General features: G+C 72.5%; 15 protein-coding genes and 1 pseudogene. 8 read left to right on the forward strand and 8 right to left on the reverse strand.

Going from position 1 to position 18,727, the window contains the following annotated elements:
- Window positions 1–217: 217 nt before the first annotated feature.
- The gene (gcl, locus tag AB0L75_RS01925) at window positions 218–2,005 is read right to left on the reverse strand and encodes a glyoxylate carboligase (RefSeq protein WP_365173978.1); all 1,788 of its coding nucleotides are present in this window, start codon (window positions 2,003–2,005) and stop codon (window positions 218–220) included.
- 195 nt (window positions 2,006–2,200) lie between these two features.
- Between gcl and AB0L75_RS01930 the strand changes: the two genes are divergently transcribed.
- Window positions 2,201–3,070: a hypothetical protein gene (locus tag AB0L75_RS01930; protein ID WP_365173981.1), complete on the forward strand. Its 870-nt coding sequence runs from the start codon at window positions 2,201–2,203 to the stop codon at window positions 3,068–3,070.
- A 10-nt stretch (window positions 3,071–3,080) separates the two neighbouring features.
- Here the strand turns inward: AB0L75_RS01930 and AB0L75_RS01935 are convergent, their stop codons facing one another.
- Window positions 3,081–4,688, reverse strand: coding sequence for an AMP-binding protein (locus tag AB0L75_RS01935; protein WP_365173983.1), 1,608 nt, complete (start codon window positions 4,686–4,688; stop codon window positions 3,081–3,083).
- Window positions 4,685–6,358, reverse strand: coding sequence for an AMP-binding protein (locus AB0L75_RS01940; protein ID WP_365173985.1), 1,674 nt, complete (start codon window positions 6,356–6,358; stop codon window positions 4,685–4,687). Before AB0L75_RS01940 ends, AB0L75_RS01935 begins: the two co-directional genes overlap by 4 nt.
- 128 nt (window positions 6,359–6,486) lie before the next feature.
- On the opposite strand from AB0L75_RS01940, the gene AB0L75_RS01945 reads away from it, so the two are divergent.
- The 3 genes from AB0L75_RS01945 to AB0L75_RS01955 all read left to right on the forward strand — a co-directional run bounded on the left by AB0L75_RS01945 (window position 6,487) and on the right by AB0L75_RS01955 (window position 11,349).
- Window positions 6,487–7,317 (forward strand): helix-turn-helix transcriptional regulator, encoded by an 831-nt coding sequence (locus AB0L75_RS01945; RefSeq protein WP_365173987.1) that lies wholly within the window; start codon window positions 6,487–6,489, stop codon window positions 7,315–7,317.
- A 175-nt stretch (window positions 7,318–7,492) separates the two neighbouring features.
- Window positions 7,493–10,351 (forward strand): AAA family ATPase, encoded by a 2,859-nt coding sequence (locus tag AB0L75_RS01950; protein ID WP_365173989.1) that lies wholly within the window; start codon window positions 7,493–7,495, stop codon window positions 10,349–10,351.
- 206 nt (window positions 10,352–10,557) lie between these two features.
- Window positions 10,558–11,349 carry a serine protease gene (locus AB0L75_RS01955; RefSeq protein WP_365173992.1) on the forward strand — a complete coding sequence of 264 codons (792 nt, stop codon included), beginning with the start codon at window positions 10,558–10,560 and terminating at the stop codon, window positions 11,347–11,349.
- Window positions 11,350–11,460: 111 nt separating this feature from the next.
- Here the strand turns inward: AB0L75_RS01955 and dmpI are convergent, their stop codons facing one another.
- From dmpI to AB0L75_RS01970, 3 genes are read right to left on the reverse strand one after another with little or no spacing between them, the layout of a single operon-like run.
- The gene (gene dmpI / locus AB0L75_RS01960; RefSeq protein ID WP_365174852.1) at window positions 11,461–11,685 is read right to left on the reverse strand and encodes a 4-oxalocrotonate tautomerase DmpI; all 225 of its coding nucleotides are present in this window, start codon (window positions 11,683–11,685) and stop codon (window positions 11,461–11,463) included.
- A gap of 50 nt (window positions 11,686–11,735) precedes the next feature.
- Window positions 11,736–12,602: a LysR family transcriptional regulator gene (locus AB0L75_RS01965; protein WP_365173995.1), complete on the reverse strand. Its 867-nt coding sequence runs from the start codon at window positions 12,600–12,602 to the stop codon at window positions 11,736–11,738.
- A gap of 40 nt (window positions 12,603–12,642) precedes the next feature.
- Window positions 12,643–13,788: a winged helix DNA-binding domain-containing protein gene (locus AB0L75_RS01970; protein WP_365173997.1), complete on the reverse strand. Its 1,146-nt coding sequence runs from the start codon at window positions 13,786–13,788 to the stop codon at window positions 12,643–12,645.
- An 82-nt stretch (window positions 13,789–13,870) separates the two neighbouring features.
- Here AB0L75_RS01970 and AB0L75_RS01975 point away from each other — a divergent pair.
- Window positions 13,871–14,256: pseudogene (locus tag AB0L75_RS01975) on the forward strand (transporter); the annotation flags it as partial.
- 93 nt (window positions 14,257–14,349) lie between these two features.
- Window positions 14,350–15,198: a patatin-like phospholipase family protein gene (locus AB0L75_RS01980; RefSeq protein ID WP_365174854.1), complete on the forward strand. Its 849-nt coding sequence runs from the start codon at window positions 14,350–14,352 to the stop codon at window positions 15,196–15,198.
- A gap of 179 nt (window positions 15,199–15,377) precedes the next feature.
- Here the strand turns inward: AB0L75_RS01980 and AB0L75_RS01985 are convergent, their stop codons facing one another.
- Complete coding sequence (locus tag AB0L75_RS01985) at window positions 15,378–16,025, reverse strand: phosphoribosyltransferase family protein (RefSeq protein WP_365173999.1); 648 nt, start codon at window positions 16,023–16,025, stop codon at window positions 15,378–15,380.
- A 173-nt stretch (window positions 16,026–16,198) separates the two neighbouring features.
- On the opposite strand from AB0L75_RS01985, the gene AB0L75_RS01990 reads away from it, so the two are divergent.
- Window positions 16,199–16,966, forward strand: coding sequence for a polysaccharide deacetylase family protein (locus AB0L75_RS01990; protein WP_365174857.1), 768 nt, complete (start codon window positions 16,199–16,201; stop codon window positions 16,964–16,966).
- A gap of 66 nt (window positions 16,967–17,032) precedes the next feature.
- Window positions 17,033–17,473, forward strand: a complete 441-nt coding sequence (locus tag AB0L75_RS01995) for an SRPBCC family protein (RefSeq protein ID WP_365174002.1) — start codon at window positions 17,033–17,035, stop codon at window positions 17,471–17,473.
- 74 nt (window positions 17,474–17,547) lie between these two features.
- Here the strand turns inward: AB0L75_RS01995 and AB0L75_RS02000 are convergent, their stop codons facing one another.
- Window positions 17,548–18,699, reverse strand: a complete 1,152-nt coding sequence (locus tag AB0L75_RS02000; RefSeq protein WP_365174004.1) for an XdhC/CoxI family protein — start codon at window positions 18,697–18,699, stop codon at window positions 17,548–17,550.
- Between the last annotated feature and the right edge of the window lie 28 nt (window positions 18,700–18,727).

An 18,727-nucleotide genomic window follows, 5' to 3' on the forward strand; every position in this document is an offset into this window, starting at 1 on the left:
CTGAAGACCGCGAAGGACGCATCAACTGCCCCCGCCACAGGGCAGATTAGGGGCAACAGGGGCCCGCCGGCACGGGGGCGGCGGGCCCCGCGACGGGGGACCCACGGGGGAACGCACGGGGGATCCACGGGGAACGCACGGGGGACGCGAAAGGGCGGCCCGTCCGAGTGGACGGGCCGCCCTTGGTGTGTGCGTGGCGGTGTCAGACCTTCAGCGGTCAGACCTTCAGCGGCTTGATCGACGTCGGCGCGTGGCCCGGCTCGGTGGCCAGGTCCTCGAACTCGGAGATGTCGCTGATGTCCATGGTGCGGCTCATCGAGATGTTGGTGATCCGCTCCAGGATCGCCTCGACGACGACCGGCACCCGGTACTCGGCGGCCAGCTTCTTCGCCTGCTCGAAGGCCGCGCCCAGCTGGTCCGGCTCGGTGACCCGGATCGCCTTGCAGCCGAGGCCCTCGGCGACCTTGACGTGGTCGACGCCGTAGACACCGATCTCCGGAGTGTTGATGTTCTCAAACTCCAGGTTGACCTGGAAGTTGATGTCCAGGCCGATCTGCGCCTGCCGGATCAGGCCCAGGTACGCGTTGTTCACCAGCACGTGGACATAGGGGATCCGGTGCTGGGCGGCGACCGCCAGCTCCTCGATCATGAACTGGAAGTCATAGTCGCCGGACAGGGCGACGACCGGGGCGTCCGGGTCGGCCTTGGCGACGCCGATCGCGGCCGGGATGGTCCAGCCGAGCGGGCCGGCCTGGCCGCAGTTGATCCAGTGCCGCGGCTTGTAGACGTGCAGCATCTGCGCGCCGGCGATCTGGGAGAGGCCGATGGTGGTGACGTACCGGGTGTCGGGGCCGAAGGCCTTGTTCATCTCCTCGTAGACCCGCTGGGGCTTCATCGGGACGTTGTCGAAGTGCGTACGGCGGAGCAGAGTCGCCTTGCGCTCCTGGGTGGAGGCGACCCAGTCGGCGCGGTCGGGCAGCTTGCCCTCGGCCTTCAGCTCCTTCGCCACCTCGACGAACAGCTCCAGCGCGACCTTGGCGTCGGAGACGACACCGTAGTCCGGCGGGAAGATCTTGCCGATCTGGGTGGGCTCGATGTCGACGTGGACGAACTTGCGGCCCTGCCGGTACACGTCGAGCTTGTATCCGGTGTGGCGGTTGGCCCAGCGGTTGCCGATGCCGAGGACGAAGTCCGACTCCAGGAAGGTGGCGTTGCCGTACCGGTGCGAGGTCTGCACCCCCACCATGCCGGCGTTCAGCTCGTGGTCGTCGGGCAGCGTGCCCCAGCCCATCAGGGTCGGGATGACCGGGGTCTGGGTCAGCTCGGCGAACTCCACCAGCAGGTCGGCGGCGTCGGCGCCGATGACGCCGCCGCCGGTGACGATGACCGGGCGCTCGGCCGCCAGCAGGAAGGAGATCGCCTTCTCGATCTGGGCACGGGTCGCGGCCGGCTTGTAGACGGGCAGCGGCTCGTACGTCTCCGGGTCGAACTCGATCTCGGTGAGCTGGACGTCGATCGGCAGGTCGATCAGGACCGGGCCGGGACGGCTGGAGCGCATCAGATGGAAGGCCTGTTGGAAGACGCCGGGGACCTGCGCGGCCTCCAGGACGGTGACCGCCATTTTCGTCACCGGCTTGGCGATCGAGGCGATGTCGACGGCCTGGAAGTCCTCCTTGTGGATCACGCTGGTGGGCGCCTGGCCCGTGATGCACAGGATCGGGATGGAGTCACCGATGGCCGAGTACAGGCCGGTGATCATGTCGGTGCCGGCCGGGCCGGAGGTGCCGATGCAGACGCCGATGTTCCCCGGCTTGGTGCGGGTGTACCCCTCGGCCATGTGCGAGGCGCCCTCCACATGGCGGGCGAGGGTGTGGTTGATCCCGCCGCCCTCCTTGAGGGCCTTGTAGAAGGGGTTGATCGCCGCGCCCGGCACACCGAAGGCGTCGGTGACGCCCTCGCGCTTGAGGATCTCAACTGCCGCGCGGGCAGCGGTCATACGAGCCATCGAGTACTCCTGCTTCGGCTGTCGGATGCGTACTCCCGTCGCGCCCCGCGGTGAGCACATCTCCAGAACTTCAAAATTCCGCATTGCGGAATTTAACTTCTACTATCTGGAATCAATGTAGAAGCGCAGGCCAATGTCGTCAAGAGAGACGGAGACCTGGCAAGCGCCGGACAAGCGAGGTGGAAGAGGAGGACGATGGGGGCGCTGTCCCGACGCGACGCCTGGGGGTGGGCCATGCCCGAGAGCGTGCCGGTGCGCTGCCCGGCCTGCCGGCGCGAGCACGTCTACACCGCGCCGGTCTATCCGTGCGCGTGCGGCGCACCCACCGCCCTGCGGCTGGATCCGGCCGCGGCGCCGGTGGTGGCGGAGCACCGGTCCTGGGACGACGAATGGATCCCGCTGCGGTGCGCCCACTGCGGCCGCGGCAACCACTGGCCGCACCCGGAACTGGGCTGCCCTTGCGGCACGGTCCTGCGCATCCCGGTGTCCGGCGCGCCTGCGACGGGGTCCGGGGCGCCGGGAGCAGCGCCGGCGCCGGAACCGGGCGCGACGCCGGGAGCCGCGTCGCCGCCCACACCGCGGCCCACGTCCGCGTCGGCGCCCCAGTCGACGCAGACCCCGGCGTCGGCGTCGGCGTCGGCCACCGCGTCCGGGACCCACGGCGCGCCCGCCGCCCCCGCCGCCCGCCCCGCCTTCCAGCCGCGTACCATCCGCACCGCCCGGGACGCCGTCACCACCGCCGCGCTCTATCTGCGCTGGCTCGGCTACCAGGACATCCGCCGCGCCGACCAGCGCCCGCCGAACGGCATCGGGCTCGCCGCCCACGGACTGCTCGCCCAGGTGGACCCGACCGTCCGCCCGGCGGCGCCCCGGGACGTGGAGTGCCTGTGGCTGACGGCGATGACGGAGTCCGCGGAGTGCGTGTACTTCTCCCTGGCGGGCTACACGGACGACGCCCGCAGCCGGGCCGACACCCTGTGCGTCCCCCTGTTCGTCCTCGACCTCACGGGCACGCCCCGCCCGGTCAACGCGCCGGCGGGCGAGCTGAGCGCCGACGGAGCCTGAGCGCACAGGGTCATTCGACCGCCGCGTCCGGCGTCGCGTGCTCCTCCCGCAGTTCGATCTTGCGCACCTTTCCGCTCACCGTCATCGGGAAGGCGTCCAGGATGCGCAGCCTGGTCGGGATCTTGTAGTGCGCGAGCCGGCCCTCGCAGAAGGCGCGCAGCTCCTGAAGGGTGGGCGAGTCGGCCGCATCGCGCGGGATGACACAGGCGAGGACCTCCTCTCCGTACTTCTCGTGCGGCACCCCGACGACCTGCACGTCCCTGATCTCCGGGTGGGTGTGCAGGAACTCCTCGATCTCGCGCGGGTAGATGTTCTCGCCGCCTCGGATGATCATGTCCTTGATCCGGCCGACGATCTCGACGTAATCGTCTTCGCGCATCACCGCCAGGTCCCCGGTGTGCATCCAGCGCCCCGCGTCGATCGCCTCGGCGGTCTTCTCGGGCTCGTTCCAGTAACCGAGCATCACGCTGTAGCCGCGGGTGCACAACTCGCCCGCCGTGCCGCGCGGCAGGGTGGCCCCGGTGGCGGGATCGACGACCTTGACCTCCAGGTGCGGCAGCACCCGGCCGACGGTGGCGGTGCGGTGTTCCAGGTCGTCGTCGCGCCGGGTCTGGGTGGAGACGGGCGAGGTCTCCGTCATGCCGTAGCAGATCGACACCTCGGCCATGTTCATCTCGCCGACCACCCGTTTCATCACCTCCACCGGGCAGGGCGAGCCGGCCATGATCCCGGTGCGCAGCGAGGAGAGGTCGTACGACGCGAAGCCGGGGAGGTCCAGCTCCGCGATGAACATGGTCGGGACGCCGTACAGGGAGGTGCAGCGCTCCCGCTGGACGGCCTCCAGCGTGGCCTTCGGGTCGAAGGAGGGGGCCGGGATCACCATGCAGGCGCCGTGGGACGTGGCGGCGAGGTTGCCCATGACCATGCCGAAGCAGTGGTAGAAGGGCACGGGGATGCAGATCCGGTCCTGCTCGCTGTAGGCGATCATCTCCCCCACGAAGTAACCGTTGTTGAGGATGTTGTGGTGGGAGAGGGTCGCCCCTTTGGGGAAGCCCGTGGTGCCCGAGGTGTACTGGATGTTGATCGGGTCGTCGCAGGACAGGTCTTCGTACGGCACCGGCGTCCCGGAGGCGATCAGCGCGTCCCAGCTCGGGTCGCCGATGAACACGGCCTCCGTCAGCTGCGGGCAGCTGCGGCGCACTTGCCCGACCATCGCCCGGTAGTCACTCGCCCTGTGGCGGAGAGAGGCGATGAGCAGGCGGATCCCGGCCTGGTCGAGGACGTACTCGACCTCGTGCGTGCGGTAGGCCGGGTTGAGGTTGACCATGATCGCGCCGATGCGTGCGGTGGCGTACTGGACCAGCACCCACTCGGGACAGTTGACCGCCCAGATCCCCACCCGGTCGCCCTTGGCGACGCCGCTCGCGAGCAGCCCGTACGCCACCCGGTCCACGTCCGCGGCGAACTGGGCGTAGGTCCAGCGCCGCCCGGAGGGTACGTCGACCAGGGCCTCGCGGTCCGGCCAGGTGGCCACCGCCCGGTCGAGGCTGGCGCCGATGGTGTCGCCGAGCAGGGCGGTGGAACCGGTTCCGTGCGTGTACGACAGCCGAGCGGTCACCGGAAGTCCTCCTCGCGGTACTCGTGCGCCGAGCCCCGGGCCGTCGCCTCGCGCAGCTCGATCCGGCGGATCTTGCCGGAGACCGTCTTGGGCAGCGCGCCGAACTCCAGCCGGCGGATGCGCTTGTAGGGGGCGAGCGCCTGGCGGGAGTGCTCGAAGATGACCTTGGCGGTGTCCGGGCCGGGCTCGAAGCCCTCGGCGAGGACGACATACGCCTTCGGCACCGCGAGCCGCAGCTCGTCCGGCGCGGGCACGACCGCGGCCTCGGCCACCGCCTCGTGCTCCAGCAGTGCGCTCTCCAGCTCGAACGGGCTGATCTTGTAGTCGGAGGCCTTGAAGACGTCGTCCGCGCGGCCGACGTAGGTGAGGTAGCCGTCCTCGTCGCGGGCGGCGATGTCCCCGGTGCGGTAGTAGCCGCCCGCCATGGCCTCGGCCGTGCGGTCGGGGTCGCCGTGGTAGCCGGTCATCAGGCCGACCGGCCGCTCGGACAGATCGAGGGCGATCTCGCCCTCGGCGGCGCCGGCCGCGCCGGAGACCGGGTCGAGGAGTTCCACCCGGTAGCCGGGGCTCGGCCGGCCCATGGAACCGGTCTTGAGCACCTGACCGGGGCTGTTGGAGACCTGCACGGCCGTCTCGGTCTGCCCGAAGCCGTCCCGGATGGTGACGCCCCAGGCCCGCCGGACCTGCTCGATGACCTCGGGGTTGAGCGGCTCGCCGGCGGCCACCACCTCGCGCGGCGGGGTGGCGAGCAGACCGAGGTCGGCCTGGATGAGCATGCGCCACACGGTCGGCGGGGCGCAGAAGGTGGTTACCCGGGCCCGGTCCATCTCGGCCATCAGCCGGGCCGCGTCGAAGCGGGTGTAGTTGAACAGGAAGACGGTTGCCTCGGCGTTCCACGGCGCGAACAGATTGGACCAGGCGTGCTTGGCCCAGCCCGGCGAGGAGATGTTCAGGTGCACGTCACCGGGTTTCAGGCCGATCCAGTACATGGTCGCCAGATGCCCGATCGGGTACGAGGTGTGGGTGTGCTCGACCAGCTTGGGCCGGGCGGTCGTACCGGAGGTGAAGTAGAGCATCAGCGGGTCGTCGGCCAGGGTGGGGCCGTCGGGGAGGAACGCGGCGGAAGCGGTGTAGGCGTCCTCGTACGGCTCCCAGCCCTCCTCGGGCGGGCCGCCGACCGCGATCCGGGTGTAGGAGCCGGGCACGTCGGCGAACTTCGCGGTGTCCTCGGCCCGTACGATCACGTGCTTCACCCGGCCCCGGTCCACCCGGTCGCGCAGATCGGCGGGCCCGAGCAGCGGGGTGGCCGGGATGACCACCGCGCGCAGCTTCATCGCGGCCAGCGCGGTCTCCCACAGCTCGGCCTGGTTGCCGAGCATGACGAGGATGCGGTCCTCGGCGGCGACGCCCCGCGCGCGCAGCCGGTTCGCCACCCGGTTCGACCGTTCGGCCAGCTCGGCGAAGGACAGCCGGGTCTCGGTGCCGTCCTCCTCGACGATGTGCAGCGCGGTCCGGTCGTTGCCGGCGGCGATCACGTCGAACCAGTCCAGCGCCCAGTTGAAGTGCGCGGGCCGCGGCCAGGCGAAGCCCTCGTGGGCCGCGGCATAGTCCTCCCGGTGTTCCAGCAGGAAGTCCCGGGCGTTGCGGAACACCTCAGTCGCCAGCGTCATCACATACTCCTTGCTGTTCCGGACCATTGCCGGGCGGCTCTCTGGCATCGTCTAATCCGTGATGCAGGTCTCACTACCCCCGAACGGGGGTGCAGTCCGCAGGTGAGCCGTGCCGAAGGAGCGAGAAGGTGACAGCAGAGGCCGTGGCGGCGGTGGAGATACGTGGTGCGCTCGCCCGGCTGCGGTACTCCACGGGGCTGCCCGTCGCCTTCGGCGGCCTCGTCGAGTCCGGCCGGCCGCAGATCCGGATCAGCGAACTGAGCGGCACCACCACGGCCGCGCTGCGCTCGCTCGCGGTGACCTCCGGCAACGGGCTCGGCGGCAAGGCGGTGGCGCTGGCCCGGCCGTGCTGGGTGACGGACTACTCCAACTCCCGGCAGATCAGCCACGAGTACGACGTCCCGGTGGCCGCGGAGGGCATCCGCTCGGTGCTCGCGGTTCCGGTGGTGGTACGGCGCCGGGTGCGCGGAGTGCTCTACGGCGCGCTGCGCTCGGCCCAGCCGCTCGGCGACCGCACGCTGGGCGCGGCCATGGCCGCCGCGCGGGACGTGGAGCAGGCGCTGGTCGTGCGGGACGAGGCGCGCGGGCTGCTGGCGGCGGCCCGGCCGGAGGGCGCCGGAGGCGACCAGGGCGCCGCCTGGGAGCAGGTACGCGAGGCGCATGCGGCGCTGCGGGCCCTGGCGCCTCGGATCACCGATCCGGGCCTGCGGGGCGAACTGCTCGCGGCCTGCGGTCTGCTGGCCGCGCCGCGGCGGACCGGGGGCGTGACCCTGGCGCCGCGTGAGCTGGACGTGCTGTCCTGGGTGGCGGCGGGGGCGACCAACGCGGCGGTGGCCGAGCGGCTGGGCCTGCGCCCCGAGACGGTCAAGGGCTATCTGCGCTCGGCGATGCGGAAGCTGGGCGCGCACACCCGAGGGGAGGCGGTGACCGCGGCCCGCAGGGCGGGGCTGCTGCCATGACGCCGGGCACTCTGCCGCCGTGGCGCCAGGCCGTGAGGGAACCTGCCCATTCAAGCGGAGACGCCTTGAATTTCCCTATGCTTGACCGTTTGTTATTTCCCTCACCACAGCTTCCGTCTGAATTTCAAGGATCGTTGCCTAGAATTTGGCCCGGACACGACACACGAGGGGAGCGGTGACCGTGCGACGGGACTTCCAGGAGCCTGCCAGGTGCCGCCCCGACCTGGTCATCGGCCGCGGCGACCTGCTCACCGGCGCCCGTGACCAACTCGCCTCGGGCGGCAGTGTGCTGCTCCACGGTCCCGCCGGAATAGGGAAATCCACCGTCCTGCGGGCATTGGCCGAGGAATACGGCGGCAGCGCGCGCACCGTGTTGCGCTGCTCCGCCACCGAGTCTGAATCCCACCTTCCGTTCCTGGCCCTCGCCGACCTCCTTGGCCTGGTCCTCGACGAGGTCTCCCCCCGGCTGCCCGCCGCCCAGCGCACCGCCCTGGAGTCGGCGCTCACCGGCCGCGGCGAGTCCAGCCTCCAGCGCGACGGCCTCGCCCTGCGCCTCGCGGTGCTCTCCGCGCTGCGCGCGCTGGCCGCGCAGGGCGGCGTCCTCGTCGTGGCCGACGATCTGCAGTGGCTGGACCCGGCCAGCGCCGAACTGCTCGGCTTCGCCGCCCGGCGCCTGGAGGGCACCCCGGTGCAGCTGCTGTGCGCGGTACGCACCGAGGGCCAGGAGAGCCAGGAGTACGACCGGCATCTGCGGGCCTGCCCGCCGGGCACCCTCGCGGTCCGGCTCGGCCCGCTCTCGCGCACCCAGGTGGCCCAGCTGCTCGACCACCGCGGCCACGGCGGCCTGCCCCGCTCCACCGTCCGCGAGATCCACCGCACGTCCGGCGGCAATCCGCTGTTCGCCCTGGAGCTGGGCCGCGCCCTCGCCGAGAGCCCCACCCCGCCCCGGCCGGGCGAGTCGCTGCCGGTGCCCACCTCGCTGCGCGCCCTGGTGCTCAGCCGCCTGGACATGCTCTCCGTCGAGGCCCGCCGCACGCTGCTCGTGGCCAGTGCCGGTGCCCGCCCCACCCCGGCGCTGCTGCACTCGGCCGGCCGGGAGAACGCCGAGGCCGAGTGCGCCCAGGCCGCCGAACTCGGGCTGCTGGCCACCGCGCCCGACGCCCCGGCCGTACGGTTCGCGCACCCGCTGATATCGGCGGCGCTGTACGCGGAGGCACCCGCGCACGAGCGGCGCGCCGCGCACGCGGCCCTGTCCACGGCCGCCTCCGACCCGATCGAACGGGCCCGGCACCTGGCCCTGGCCAGCAGCGGCACCGACCCGGAGGTCGCCGCCCGGCTCGCCGAGGCCGCCGCCCTCGCCCGGGACCGCGGCGCCCCCTCGGTCGCCGCCCATCTGGGGCTGCTGGCCGCCCGGCACACCCCCGCCGACGGCATGCCGAGCCAGGAGGAGCGCCGGCTGCAGGCCGCCGAGGACGCGATCACCGCGGGCGAACTCGACCTGGCCCGGGACATCGCCCGCGAGGTGCTCTCCCGGACGAGTGTGCCCGCCGACCGGGTGCGCGCCTGGATCATCGTCATCGACAGCGCCGGCCACACCATGGCCGAGGTCGACGCGGTCTTCCCGCAGGCCCTCGCCGACGCCGGCGACGACCCCCGGCTGCTGGCCCTGGTCCACTACCAGCTGGCCTGGCGGGCGCTGATCGTGGAGGGCGGCTTCACCGAGGCCCGCGAGGCCGCCGCGCACGCCGCGGAGCTGGCCGCACGCGGCAAGGACCGGCGCACCGAACTGCTCTCGCTCGCCTTCCAGGCCCAGACCGAGACCCTGATGGGCCACCCGGAGGCGCCGAGGACCATCAAGCGCGCCCTGAAGGAGCCTCAGGACCCCCGGGTGGCCTGGCATCACAACGGGGCGCTCAGCGCCCGGTTCCGCTGGCTGGTCATGGGCGACCAGCTGACCGAGGCCCGGGCGACGGTCACCGCGCTGCTGCGCGAGGTGCGCCGGCGCGGCTCGGTGGAGAGCGAGGTGCACTTCCTGCGCGGCCTCGCCGAGACCGAGCTGCGCGCCGGGCACTGCGGGCGCGCCCTGGAGCTGGCCCGCGACAGCCTGCGCCTCGCCCGGGACTCCGGGATCGGCGAGACCGCCTCGGCGATGCTCACCTCGCTCGCGGAGGCCTCCGGCGGCGATGTGGACCGGGCCCTCGCCCTCGCCCGGGAGGCGGTGGAGCACGCCGAGGAGGACGGCGACCAGATGTACCTCTCCCGGGCCCTGGGCGCGCTCGGGTACGCCCAGTTGGTGGCCGGGGACCCGGCCGGCACCGTGCGCTCGCTGCGCCGGGTGCGGACCCTGGAGCTGGGGCTCGGCATCACCGACCCGGCGCGCGGCCGATGGCAGGGCGACCTCGCCGAGGCGCTGGTCCGTATCGGTGAACCGGCCGAGGCGCAGGACGTCCTCGACACGAGCCGGGCGCACGCGCTGCGGCTCGGCCGGGAGAGCGTCCTCGCCGTGCTGGACCGCTCCGAGGCCCTGGTCCGGGCCGCCCAGGGCGAGCTGGAGGCCGCCCTGACCCAGCTGACGTCCGCTCAGGACCGGCTCGGCAAGCTCGGCTATGGGCTGGAGGAGGCGCGGGCCGCGTTCGCGCTCGCCCGGCTGCGCTCCAGACGCCCGGCCACGGGCTTCGGCGCCCCGGAGAACCGCACCGGCACGGCCTCGACGGCGTACGACGAGGCCACCCGGATGTTCCGGCGCTGCCGGGCACTGCCCTGGCTGCGCCAAGTGGACGAATCCCTCAGCACCGCCGAACCGGAACCGGCGCTCGCGGTGCCGGACGCGCTGGACGGGCTTCAGGTGCTGGCCGCGATGGAGCGTCAGGTCGCCGCGCTGGTCATGGAGGGTGCGACCAACCGGGAGATCGCCGCCCGGCTGTTCATCAGCGTGAAGACGGTGGAGGCGACGCTGACCCGGGTCTACCGCAAGCTGGGGATCCGGTCCCGCGTGGATATCGTCCGATTGGCGGCAGCTCGCCGCGCGAAGTGAGCGCCACGCTTGTTAACTGAACCGGACCGAGGGTTTTCCCTCACCCCATCCCCTAGGGGGTTCCCTCATTGGGAGCCGAGGCTTCCGGGTCCTAGCGTAAGGGGCGTGCCGCTCGCCCGGGCACACGGGGGTCGGTCCCGCGACCTTCGCGTTCCGCCCCCGCCCCGTGCGACCCCCCACCGGTGCAACCCCCACTGAGGAGACTCATGTTCGGGCTCAGACGTGCCAGAAAGACCGCCGCGACCCTGGTGGCCACCGCCGCCACCGCGGCGACCGCGCTGCTCGCCTCCCCCACTGCGAGCGCCGCCCCGCAGCCCGTCGTCGGCGGTACGACCACCACCACGACGGAGTACCCGTTCGTCGTACAGATCACGGACGCGTCCGGCAACCAGTTCTGCGGCGGCACCCTGGTGGCTGCCAAGAAGGTCGTGACGGCCGCGCACTGCATGGCCGGCGAGTCCACCGGCAGCATCCGCGTGGTCGGCGGCCGGACCTATCTGAACGGCACCGACGGCACAGTCAGCAACGTCAGCAAGATATGGGTCAACCCGGACTACACGGACGCCACCAACGGCGACGACGTGGCCGTGCTGACCCTGGAGACGGCACTGCCGTACACCCCGGTGAAGTACGTCTCCTCCTCCCAGGCGGACGTGTACGCGGCGGGCGCCACGGCCCGGATACTCGGCTGGGGGACCACCTCGGAGAACGGCAGCTCCTCCAACCAGCTGCGGACCGCGACCGTCCCGATCGTGGCCGACACCAGCTGCAAGACTTCCTACGGTTCGGACTTCGTCCAGTCCGACATGGTGTGCGCCGGACTCACCACCGGCGGCATAGACACCTGCCAGGGCGACAGCGGCGGTCCCCTGCTCATCGGGGGCGTCCTGGCAGGGATCACTTCCTGGGGCGAGGGTTGCGCGGAGGCCGGTTACCCGGGTGTCTACACCCGGCTGACCACCTTCTCGGACCTCGTGACCGCGCAGGTCAACTCGTGACCCGGAAGACCTCCCGAGCACCCCTCGGGTAGATGCCAGGGGGGCGTTGCGAGCCACCACGAGCGGCCCGCAACGCCTCCCTCTCCACGTCCACCCCCGTGGGACGGGGGGCTACTTGTCGGCCGTGAGCTTCCCGGCCGCGCCCCAGCTGTCCGCCGGGACCTCGTGGATCCACACCTGCACGGTCTCCGCCGGGATCCGGTACGCGTCGACGAAGGCGTCGGTGACCCGCTTGACCAGCTCCCGCTTCAGCTCGACATCGCGCGGACCCTGCTGGATGGTGACGATCGGCATGGCTGAACTCCCTTGAGTGGTGTTCCCGTTCGGTGGGTCCAGTCCATCGCGGCGGGCGCCCCCGACCAAGCGGCAGTCCGCGACCGCAGCGATCAGCCTTCGTGATCACCGCAGGCCAGGAGCAGTTTCTCCAGGTGCGGGGAGGGGGCGGTGGCGGACACCGCGAGACCGGTGGCGAGGGCCAGCCCGGGCGCGCGGAAGGGGACGTACGCCACCCGGGGCGTGGCCAGCACGCGCGCGTGGGAGGCGTAGACGACGGTCCACAGGGGCCGGGCGCCGATGGTGGCGAGGGTGTCGTGCAGGGTGCCGCCGGTCGGTCCGGGCACCGGCTCGAACCCGGCCGCGTGGCAGGCGCCGACGACCAGGTCGACCAGGGCGGGGTTGACCCGGCGCGGGGCGAGGGCGAGCGGCAGGGCGGCGAGGTCGGCGAGGTCGATCTCGTCCCGCCCCGCGAGCGGGTGCGTGGCCGGCAGGGCGGCGACCAGCGGATCGGACCACAGGGGCAGCACCGTCACTCCGGCCGGGGGTTCGGCCGAACGGACGAACGCGGCGTCCAGCCGGCCGGCCGCGATCCGGGCGAGCCGTTCGCCGGCCGGCAGCGAGAACAGCTCCACCGGCACCTCGGGCGCCCGCGCGGCGAAGCGGGCCAGCACCCGGTCCAGATGCTCGCCGAGCCCGGTGCTGGTGCCGAGGCGCAGCCCGGCGGGCGCCGCCACCACCGCCCGTGCCCGCTCGGCCGCCGCGAGCACCGCCCGCGCCTCGGGCAGCAGCCGCTCCCCCGCCCCGGTCAGCCGCACCCGGCGCGGCGAGCGGTCGAACAGTTCGGCGCCCAGCTCCCGCTCCAGCCGCTGTATCTGCTGGCTGACGGCCGACTGCACGATGTGCAGCCGCTCGGCCGCCCGTCCGAAGTGCAACTCCTCGGCGACGGCGACGAAATAGCTGAGCTGGCGGAGTTCCATGAGGCTGACTGTAGAGGGGCCGGGCATCCCGGTGTGCGGCTCACCGCTCCACGACCGTCCCGAAGCGGATGTCGTACGACGCCTCGGGGTGCAGGACGCGGAGCATCCGCTCGCCCTCCGCGGTGACCTCGTCCCGCTGGGCCCTGGTCAGCGGGGTGAAGGGCTCGATGACGAGGGTGCCGGTGTCCAGTTTCCACAGGCCGGCCAGGAAGCCGTCGACCAGGAGGGTGCGGAACGCCTGGTTGCCGCGCCAGTTGCGGCCCTGATGGACGGGCGGTACGACACGGCCGCGGTCGGCGTGGGAGAGCAGGAGGTTGTCGAACTCGGGCAGGAAGCGCGGCGGGGCCGGGGTGGCCGGGTCGGGTCGCGGAGCGTCGGGGAGGTCGAACAGCTCGGTGCCGCTCGGGTCCCGGAAGACCAGCAACTTCGGGCGCAGCCGTGCGAAGGCGTCCCGGAGCCGGGTCAGTCCGGCCCAGGCCTGCATGTCCTTGACGGACGCCGGGCCGAAGGCGGCAAGGTAGCGCAGGACCACGGCCTCGGGCGCCGGGGCCTCTTCGGCCGGGCGGCCGAACCAGTGCTCGGCGGTGGTCAGGGCGACCTGGCCGCTGCGGCCCCACAGCCCGCGCGGGGTGACCTGGACCAGGGGCAGCGTGCAGCGGGCGGCGACGGCGAGCGCCTGCGGGTCGGCGTCCGGCCAGTGGACGCTCAGTTCCTGCCGCAACCCCGCCATGGTCCGCGGCTCGGCCTCGACCAGCTCGCGGGTGAGGCCGGCCAGGCGGTCCAGGTCGACACCGGCCAGGCCTGTACGGAACCCCGCCAGCTCGCGGTACCGGGCCGGCTGGACGAAGGGCCGCAGGGTGAGGCAGTCGTCGGCGGTGTGGGTGTGCAGGGTGGAGCGCAGGGTGACCATCCGGGCGACCTCGCGGTCGGCCATGAGGGTGGACAGCCGCTCGGGTGCGAAGCCGTCGAGGCGGGCGGCGAGGGCGTAGTACGGCGGTGTGACGTTCTGCGCCTGCAGACCGAGCAGGTGCGCCACGGCGTCCCGGGGGGACAGCGCCGAGCGGCGCAGCAGCAACTGCCGTTCCAGGGTGGCGCGGTTGAGGGCACGGGCGTCCAGCACGGGCACCGTGGCCGCACTGCTCTTCGCGTTGCTCTTCGCGTTGGTCTTCGGACCGCTCTTCGTCATGTCCGCACGCTAGCCCGGATCGCGGACACCTTCTGTCCGCGATGCTCACCCAACCCTGTACGGCGGCGGGACCCTGTCCCACGAACCCCTTTCCCTGGCCGCCGAGTTCGGCCTGCACCAGCTGTCGGTGGAGGACGCGCCGGAGGAGGTCGACTTCGGCGAACTGCATGTGTTCGTCGGCCCGGACTTCGACATCACGGTCCTCTCCCGAGCCGCTCGAACTCGGTCCGGAGGCGGTGCTGTACGCGGTCGTCGACGGCTACGCCCCGGTGGTCTCGGGCGTGCAGACCGACGCCGACGAGATCGAGACCGAGGTGTTCCGCGGCGGAACTCCAGCACTGTCTGCGGGACGTCGCCGACCACGTCACTCACGTCAGCGAACGCGTGGACGGCTTCCGTCAGGCCCTCACCGAGATCGTCACGGCCAACGCGACCCTGGTCACCCGGCAGCAGAACACGGAGATCAGGAGGTCAAGAACGTGTCACTCCGCCACCGCGGGAATGGTTCTCCGCCCCGCGCGCGTTGCCGCCGGCGGAGATCAAGACGTTCAAGGAGCTGAGATGACCGAGGCGTTGGTGCTGGGCGGCGGCGGGGTGGGCGGGATCGCCTGGATGACCGGGCTGCTGGCGGGGCTCGCGGATGCCGGGCAGGACGTCAGCGGGGCCGATCTGCTCGTGGGGACCTCCGCCGGGTCCGCCGTGGCCGCCCAGGTGGGCAGCGGGCTGAGCCTGGAGGCGCTGTACGCCCGGCAGACGGATCCCGCGCTGCAGGCCGCCGAGATCATGGCCGAGATGGATCTGGAGAAGTTCGCGGCGGAGTTCGGCGCCGCGATGGGCTCCGCCGCCTCGGTGCCGGAGTTGCGCCGCGCGGTCGGGCGGGTGGCGCTCGGGGCGCGGACCGTGTCCGAGGGGACCCGGCGCGCGGTGATCGAGTCGCGGCTGCCGGCGCACGGCTGGCCGGAGCGTGCGCTGAAGGTCGTCGCGGTGGACGCGGACAGCGGCGAACCGGTTGTCTTCCAACGCACCTCGGGCGTCCCCCTGGTGGACGCCGTCGCGGCGAGCTGCGCCGTGCCGGGCGTGTGGCCGCCGGTGACGATCGGCGAACGCCGGTACGTCGACGGCGGGGTGCGCTCGATCGCCAACGCCGACCTCGCCGCCGGCGCGGACCGGGTGCTGGTGATCGTGCCGCTGGGCACCACCGAGCCCTTCCCCAGCGAGCAGCCGCTGGAGCGTACCGTCGGGGAACTGCGCGCCCAGGGCGCCGAGGTGGTGGTCATCGCCCCCGACGAGGCGTCGGCGGCGGCCATCGGCGACAACCCGCTGGACCCGGCCACCCGCATCCCGGCCGCCGAGGCCGGCCGCGCCCAGGGCCGCACACTGACCGTCCCGTGGGGCCGGCCCGTGAACTGACGGGTTTCGCCGCCGTGTCCGGTGGAGCCGTTCCCTGCCCGCACTCCTCGAGGCCGGGACGGCGCAACCAGCCCAAGGGGCGCGGGAACTGCGCGGTCAGCCACGACGGACCCGCGCCGGGCAACGGTGAGGCACCCTGACGGCGGGGCACCCCGACGGCACTGGGCCACAGGGTCCCTTCAGGCCCGCCGCAACTCCAACGCGGCCAGCACATCCGCGTCCGTCAGCTGCTCGAAGTCCTCGTACCACTGCCCCACCGCGCTGAAGCCGGCGGGCCGGTGCGGGCACACGATCATGTCGGCCTCGCCGGTGAGGAGGTCCAGGGAGTCCGGGGCGCCCACGGGAACAGCCAGGACGAGCTGCGCGGGCCGGCGGCGCCGCAGATGGCGCAGGGCCGCGCGGGCGGTGGCGCCGGTGGCGAGACCGTCGTCGACGACGATCACCGTATGGCCGGCCGGGTCCGGGGCCGGGCGGTCACCGCGGTAGCTCTGCTCGCGGCGGCGCAGTTCCCGCCGCTCGCGGTCGACCACCGGGGCGAGGGCTTCCTCGGTCAGCCCGAGCAGGCCCAGGGAGTGCGCGTCGAAGAGGGGAGGGTCGTCGCCGACGAGCGCGCCGACGGCGAACTCCTGGTGGTGCGGGGCGCCGATCTTGCGGACGACGAGCACGTCGAGCGGGGCGCGGAGGGCACGGGCGACCGGCTCGGCGACGGCGATGCCGCCGCGTGGCAGCGCGAGCACGAGAGGGTCGGCCAGGGCGCCCTGATCGCGCAGCTCGCTCAGCAGTCCGGCGAGTTCCCGCCCGGCTTCGGCACGGTCCCGGAAGCGCATGGCTCGTCCTCCTCCGCGGAGCCCCTCCTTCCATGGTGCTCCCGGTCGGGCGTTCCCGGCAGAGGTCGAACGAACGATCTATACACCGAGTGTATAGTTGCAGTATGCCTTTTTCGACCGGCAAGATCCCGACTCCGCATGACGCGACCAGGAGGGCGCCCGCACTCATGAAGATGCGCGGGGCCGCCCGAAGGTTGCGTCCGGCCGCGTTCGCCTCGGCCGCGCTCGGCCTGGCGCTCACGCTGTCCGGGTGCGCCCAGGTCGACACGACCTCGCCGAGCGCCGCGCGGGCCGCGGCGGCACACGGGGCGCCGGCGAAGTTCGGGACCGTCGACTGCCGTAAGGCCAAGTGCATCGCGCTCACCTTCGACGCGGGGCCCAGCGAGAACTCGGCGCGGCTGCTCGACATCCTCAAGGAGAAGAAGGTCCCGGCCACCTTCTTCCTGCTCGGCCAGCGGCACATCGAGAAGTACCCGCAGCTGGTCAAGCGGATGGCCGCCGAGGGGCACGAGGTCGCGAGCCACACCTGGGACCACAAGATCCTCACGAAGATATCGGACGCCCAGATACGCGAGGAGCTGAAGCGGCCGAACGACGCGATCGAGCGGCTGACCGGGCGCAAGCCCACGCTGATGCGCCCGCCGCAGGGCCGTACGGACTCCAATGTGCACAAGATCGCCAAGGAGCTGGGCCTGGCGGAGGTGCTGTGGAGCGTGACCGCCAAGGACTACACGACGAACGACTCGGCGCTCATCGAGAAGCGGGTCCTCGACCAGTCGTCCCGGGACGGGATCATCCTGCTGCATGACATCTACCCCGGCACCGTGCCCGCCGTGCCCGGCATCATCGACGCGCTGAAGGAACGTGGATACGTCTTCGTGACGGTGCCTCAGCTGCTGGCGCCCGGCAAGGCGGAACCGGGCAAGGTGTACCGGCCCTGACACCCGCCAAGGGACCGGGCTCGCTCCCGGTCCGGATCAGTGGCGCGCAGTGCCTACGATCATGCCGTGCCGACCTTCTCCTTCACCCGTACGGTCCCGCTGCCTCTCGACGAGGCGTGGCGCCGGCTCACCGCGTGGCCGCGCCACGCCGACGCGGTCCCGCTGACCCGGATCGAGGTGCTCACGCCCGCACCGACTCGTACGGGCACACGGTTCGTGGCCCGTACGGGCATCGGGCCGCTGGCCTTCGACGACGTCATGGAGGTGACGCTCTGGCGCCCGCCCACCGCCGATGAGCCCGGACTGTGCCGCCTGGAGAAACGCGGCCGGGTGGTCCGGGGCTGGGCGGAGATCGAGGTGGGGCCGGGCCCCGGGGGTCGTAGCCGGGTCGTGTGGCGGGAGGAACTGCGGGTACGGTTCCTGCCCCGCGCCTTCGACGGCGTACTGCGACGCACGGCACGCGTGATGTTCGGCCGCGCCGTGAACCATCTGCTCCGGCGGGCGTGAGCGCCCCAGGGGGCGCGGGACCGCCGTGTCGATACGCGGCACCGGCGCCCGGCTACGGTCTCCGGTCGGACCGCTCAGGCCACCGACCCGATCCGTGCGGGCGTCCGGGGCACCGCGTCGTGGTGGATGGGGGTGTGCGCGCCGGTGAGCGCGACCCCGCTGCCGCCGCGCCGGTTCGCGACGATCTCCGCGCCGATGGACAGGGCCGTCTCCTCCGGCGTACGGGCGCCGAGGTCGAGGCCGATCGGGGAGCGCAGCCGGGCCAGCTCCAGCTCGGTGACACCGATTTCACGGAGGCGCTTGTTGCGGTCCTCATGGGTGCGCCGGGAGCCCATCGCGCCGATGTAGGCGACGGGCAGGCGCAGGGCGAGCTTCAGCAGGGGGACGTCGAACTTGGCGTCGTGGGTGAGGACGCACAGGACCGTACGGCCGTCGGTCTCGGTGCGCTCCAGGTACGTGTGGGGCCACTCGACGACGATCTCGTCGGCGTCGGGGAAACGGGTCTTCGTGGCGAAGACGGGGCGCGCGTCGCACACGGTCACCCGGTAGCCCAGGAACTTGCCGACACGGACCAGCGCGGACGCGAAGTCGATGGCGCCGAAGACGATCATGCGGGGGGCGGGGACGGAGGACTCGACGAGGAGGGTGAGGGGTTCGCCGCAGCGCGATCCGCTCTCTCCTATTTGCAGGGTGCCGGTCCGGCCGGCGTCGAGCATCGCACGGGCCTCCTCGGCCGCGGTGCGGTCCAGTTCGAGGTGGGCGCCGAAGCCGCCCTCGTACGAACCGTCGGTACGGACGAGGACGGCACGGCCCATCAGGTCCGCCGGGCCCTGAGTGATCCGCGCGACCGCCGCCGCCTCCCCACGGGCGGCGGCGGCCAGCGCGGCCGCGACCACCGGCCGGGCGGGACCGTCCGCCCGGACCGGTGTGACGAGGATGTCGATGATGCCGCCACAGGTCAGGCCGACGGCGAAGGCATCCTCGTCGCTGTACCCGAAGCGCTCCAGGACGGTCTCGCCGTCCTCCAGCGCCTGCCGGCACAGGTCGTACACAGCCCCTTCCACGCACCCTCCGGAGACCGAACCGATGGCCGTGCCCTCGGCGTCCACCGCGAGGGCGGCGCCGGGCTGGCGCGGGGCGCTCCCGCCGACGGCCACCACGGTGGCGACGGCGAAGTCACGCCCTTGCTCGACCCACCGGTTCAACTCGTCGGCGATGTCCAGCATGTTCGGCCTCCTGATCAGGTCAAGGGGG

Origin of the sequence: Streptomyces sp. NPDC052101, assembly GCF_040680235.1 — a bacterium.
Taxonomy (GTDB): Bacteria; Actinomycetota; Actinomycetes; order Streptomycetales; family Streptomycetaceae; genus Streptomyces.

What these genes read in the sequence shown, in the direction of transcription:
- AB0L75_RS01940 (WP_365173985.1), bottom strand. Translation starts at nt 6,358, where the DNA reads ATGACGCTGGCGACTGAGGTGTTCCGCAACGCCCGGGACTTCCTGCTG.
- gcl (WP_365173978.1), bottom strand. Translation starts at nt 2,005, where the DNA reads ATGGCTCGTATGACCGCTGCCCGCGCGGCAGTTGAGATCCTCAAGCGC.
- AB0L75_RS01980 (WP_365174854.1), top strand. Translation starts at nt 14,350, where the DNA reads ATGACCGAGGCGTTGGTGCTGGGCGGCGGCGGGGTGGGCGGGATCGCC.
- AB0L75_RS02000 (WP_365174004.1), bottom strand. Translation starts at nt 18,699, where the DNA reads ATGCTGGACATCGCCGACGAGTTGAACCGGTGGGTCGAGCAAGGGCGT.
- AB0L75_RS01985 (WP_365173999.1), bottom strand. Translation starts at nt 16,025, where the DNA reads ATGCGCTTCCGGGACCGTGCCGAAGCCGGGCGGGAACTCGCCGGACTG.
- AB0L75_RS01955 (WP_365173992.1), top strand. Translation starts at nt 10,558, where the DNA reads ATGTTCGGGCTCAGACGTGCCAGAAAGACCGCCGCGACCCTGGTGGCC.
- AB0L75_RS01990 (WP_365174857.1), top strand. Translation starts at nt 16,199, where the DNA reads ATGCGCGGGGCCGCCCGAAGGTTGCGTCCGGCCGCGTTCGCCTCGGCC.
- AB0L75_RS01930 (WP_365173981.1), top strand. Translation starts at nt 2,201, where the DNA reads ATGGGGGCGCTGTCCCGACGCGACGCCTGGGGGTGGGCCATGCCCGAG.
- AB0L75_RS01965 (WP_365173995.1), bottom strand. Translation starts at nt 12,602, where the DNA reads ATGGAACTCCGCCAGCTCAGCTATTTCGTCGCCGTCGCCGAGGAGTTG.
- AB0L75_RS01970 (WP_365173997.1), bottom strand. Translation starts at nt 13,788, where the DNA reads ATGACGAAGAGCGGTCCGAAGACCAACGCGAAGAGCAACGCGAAGAGC.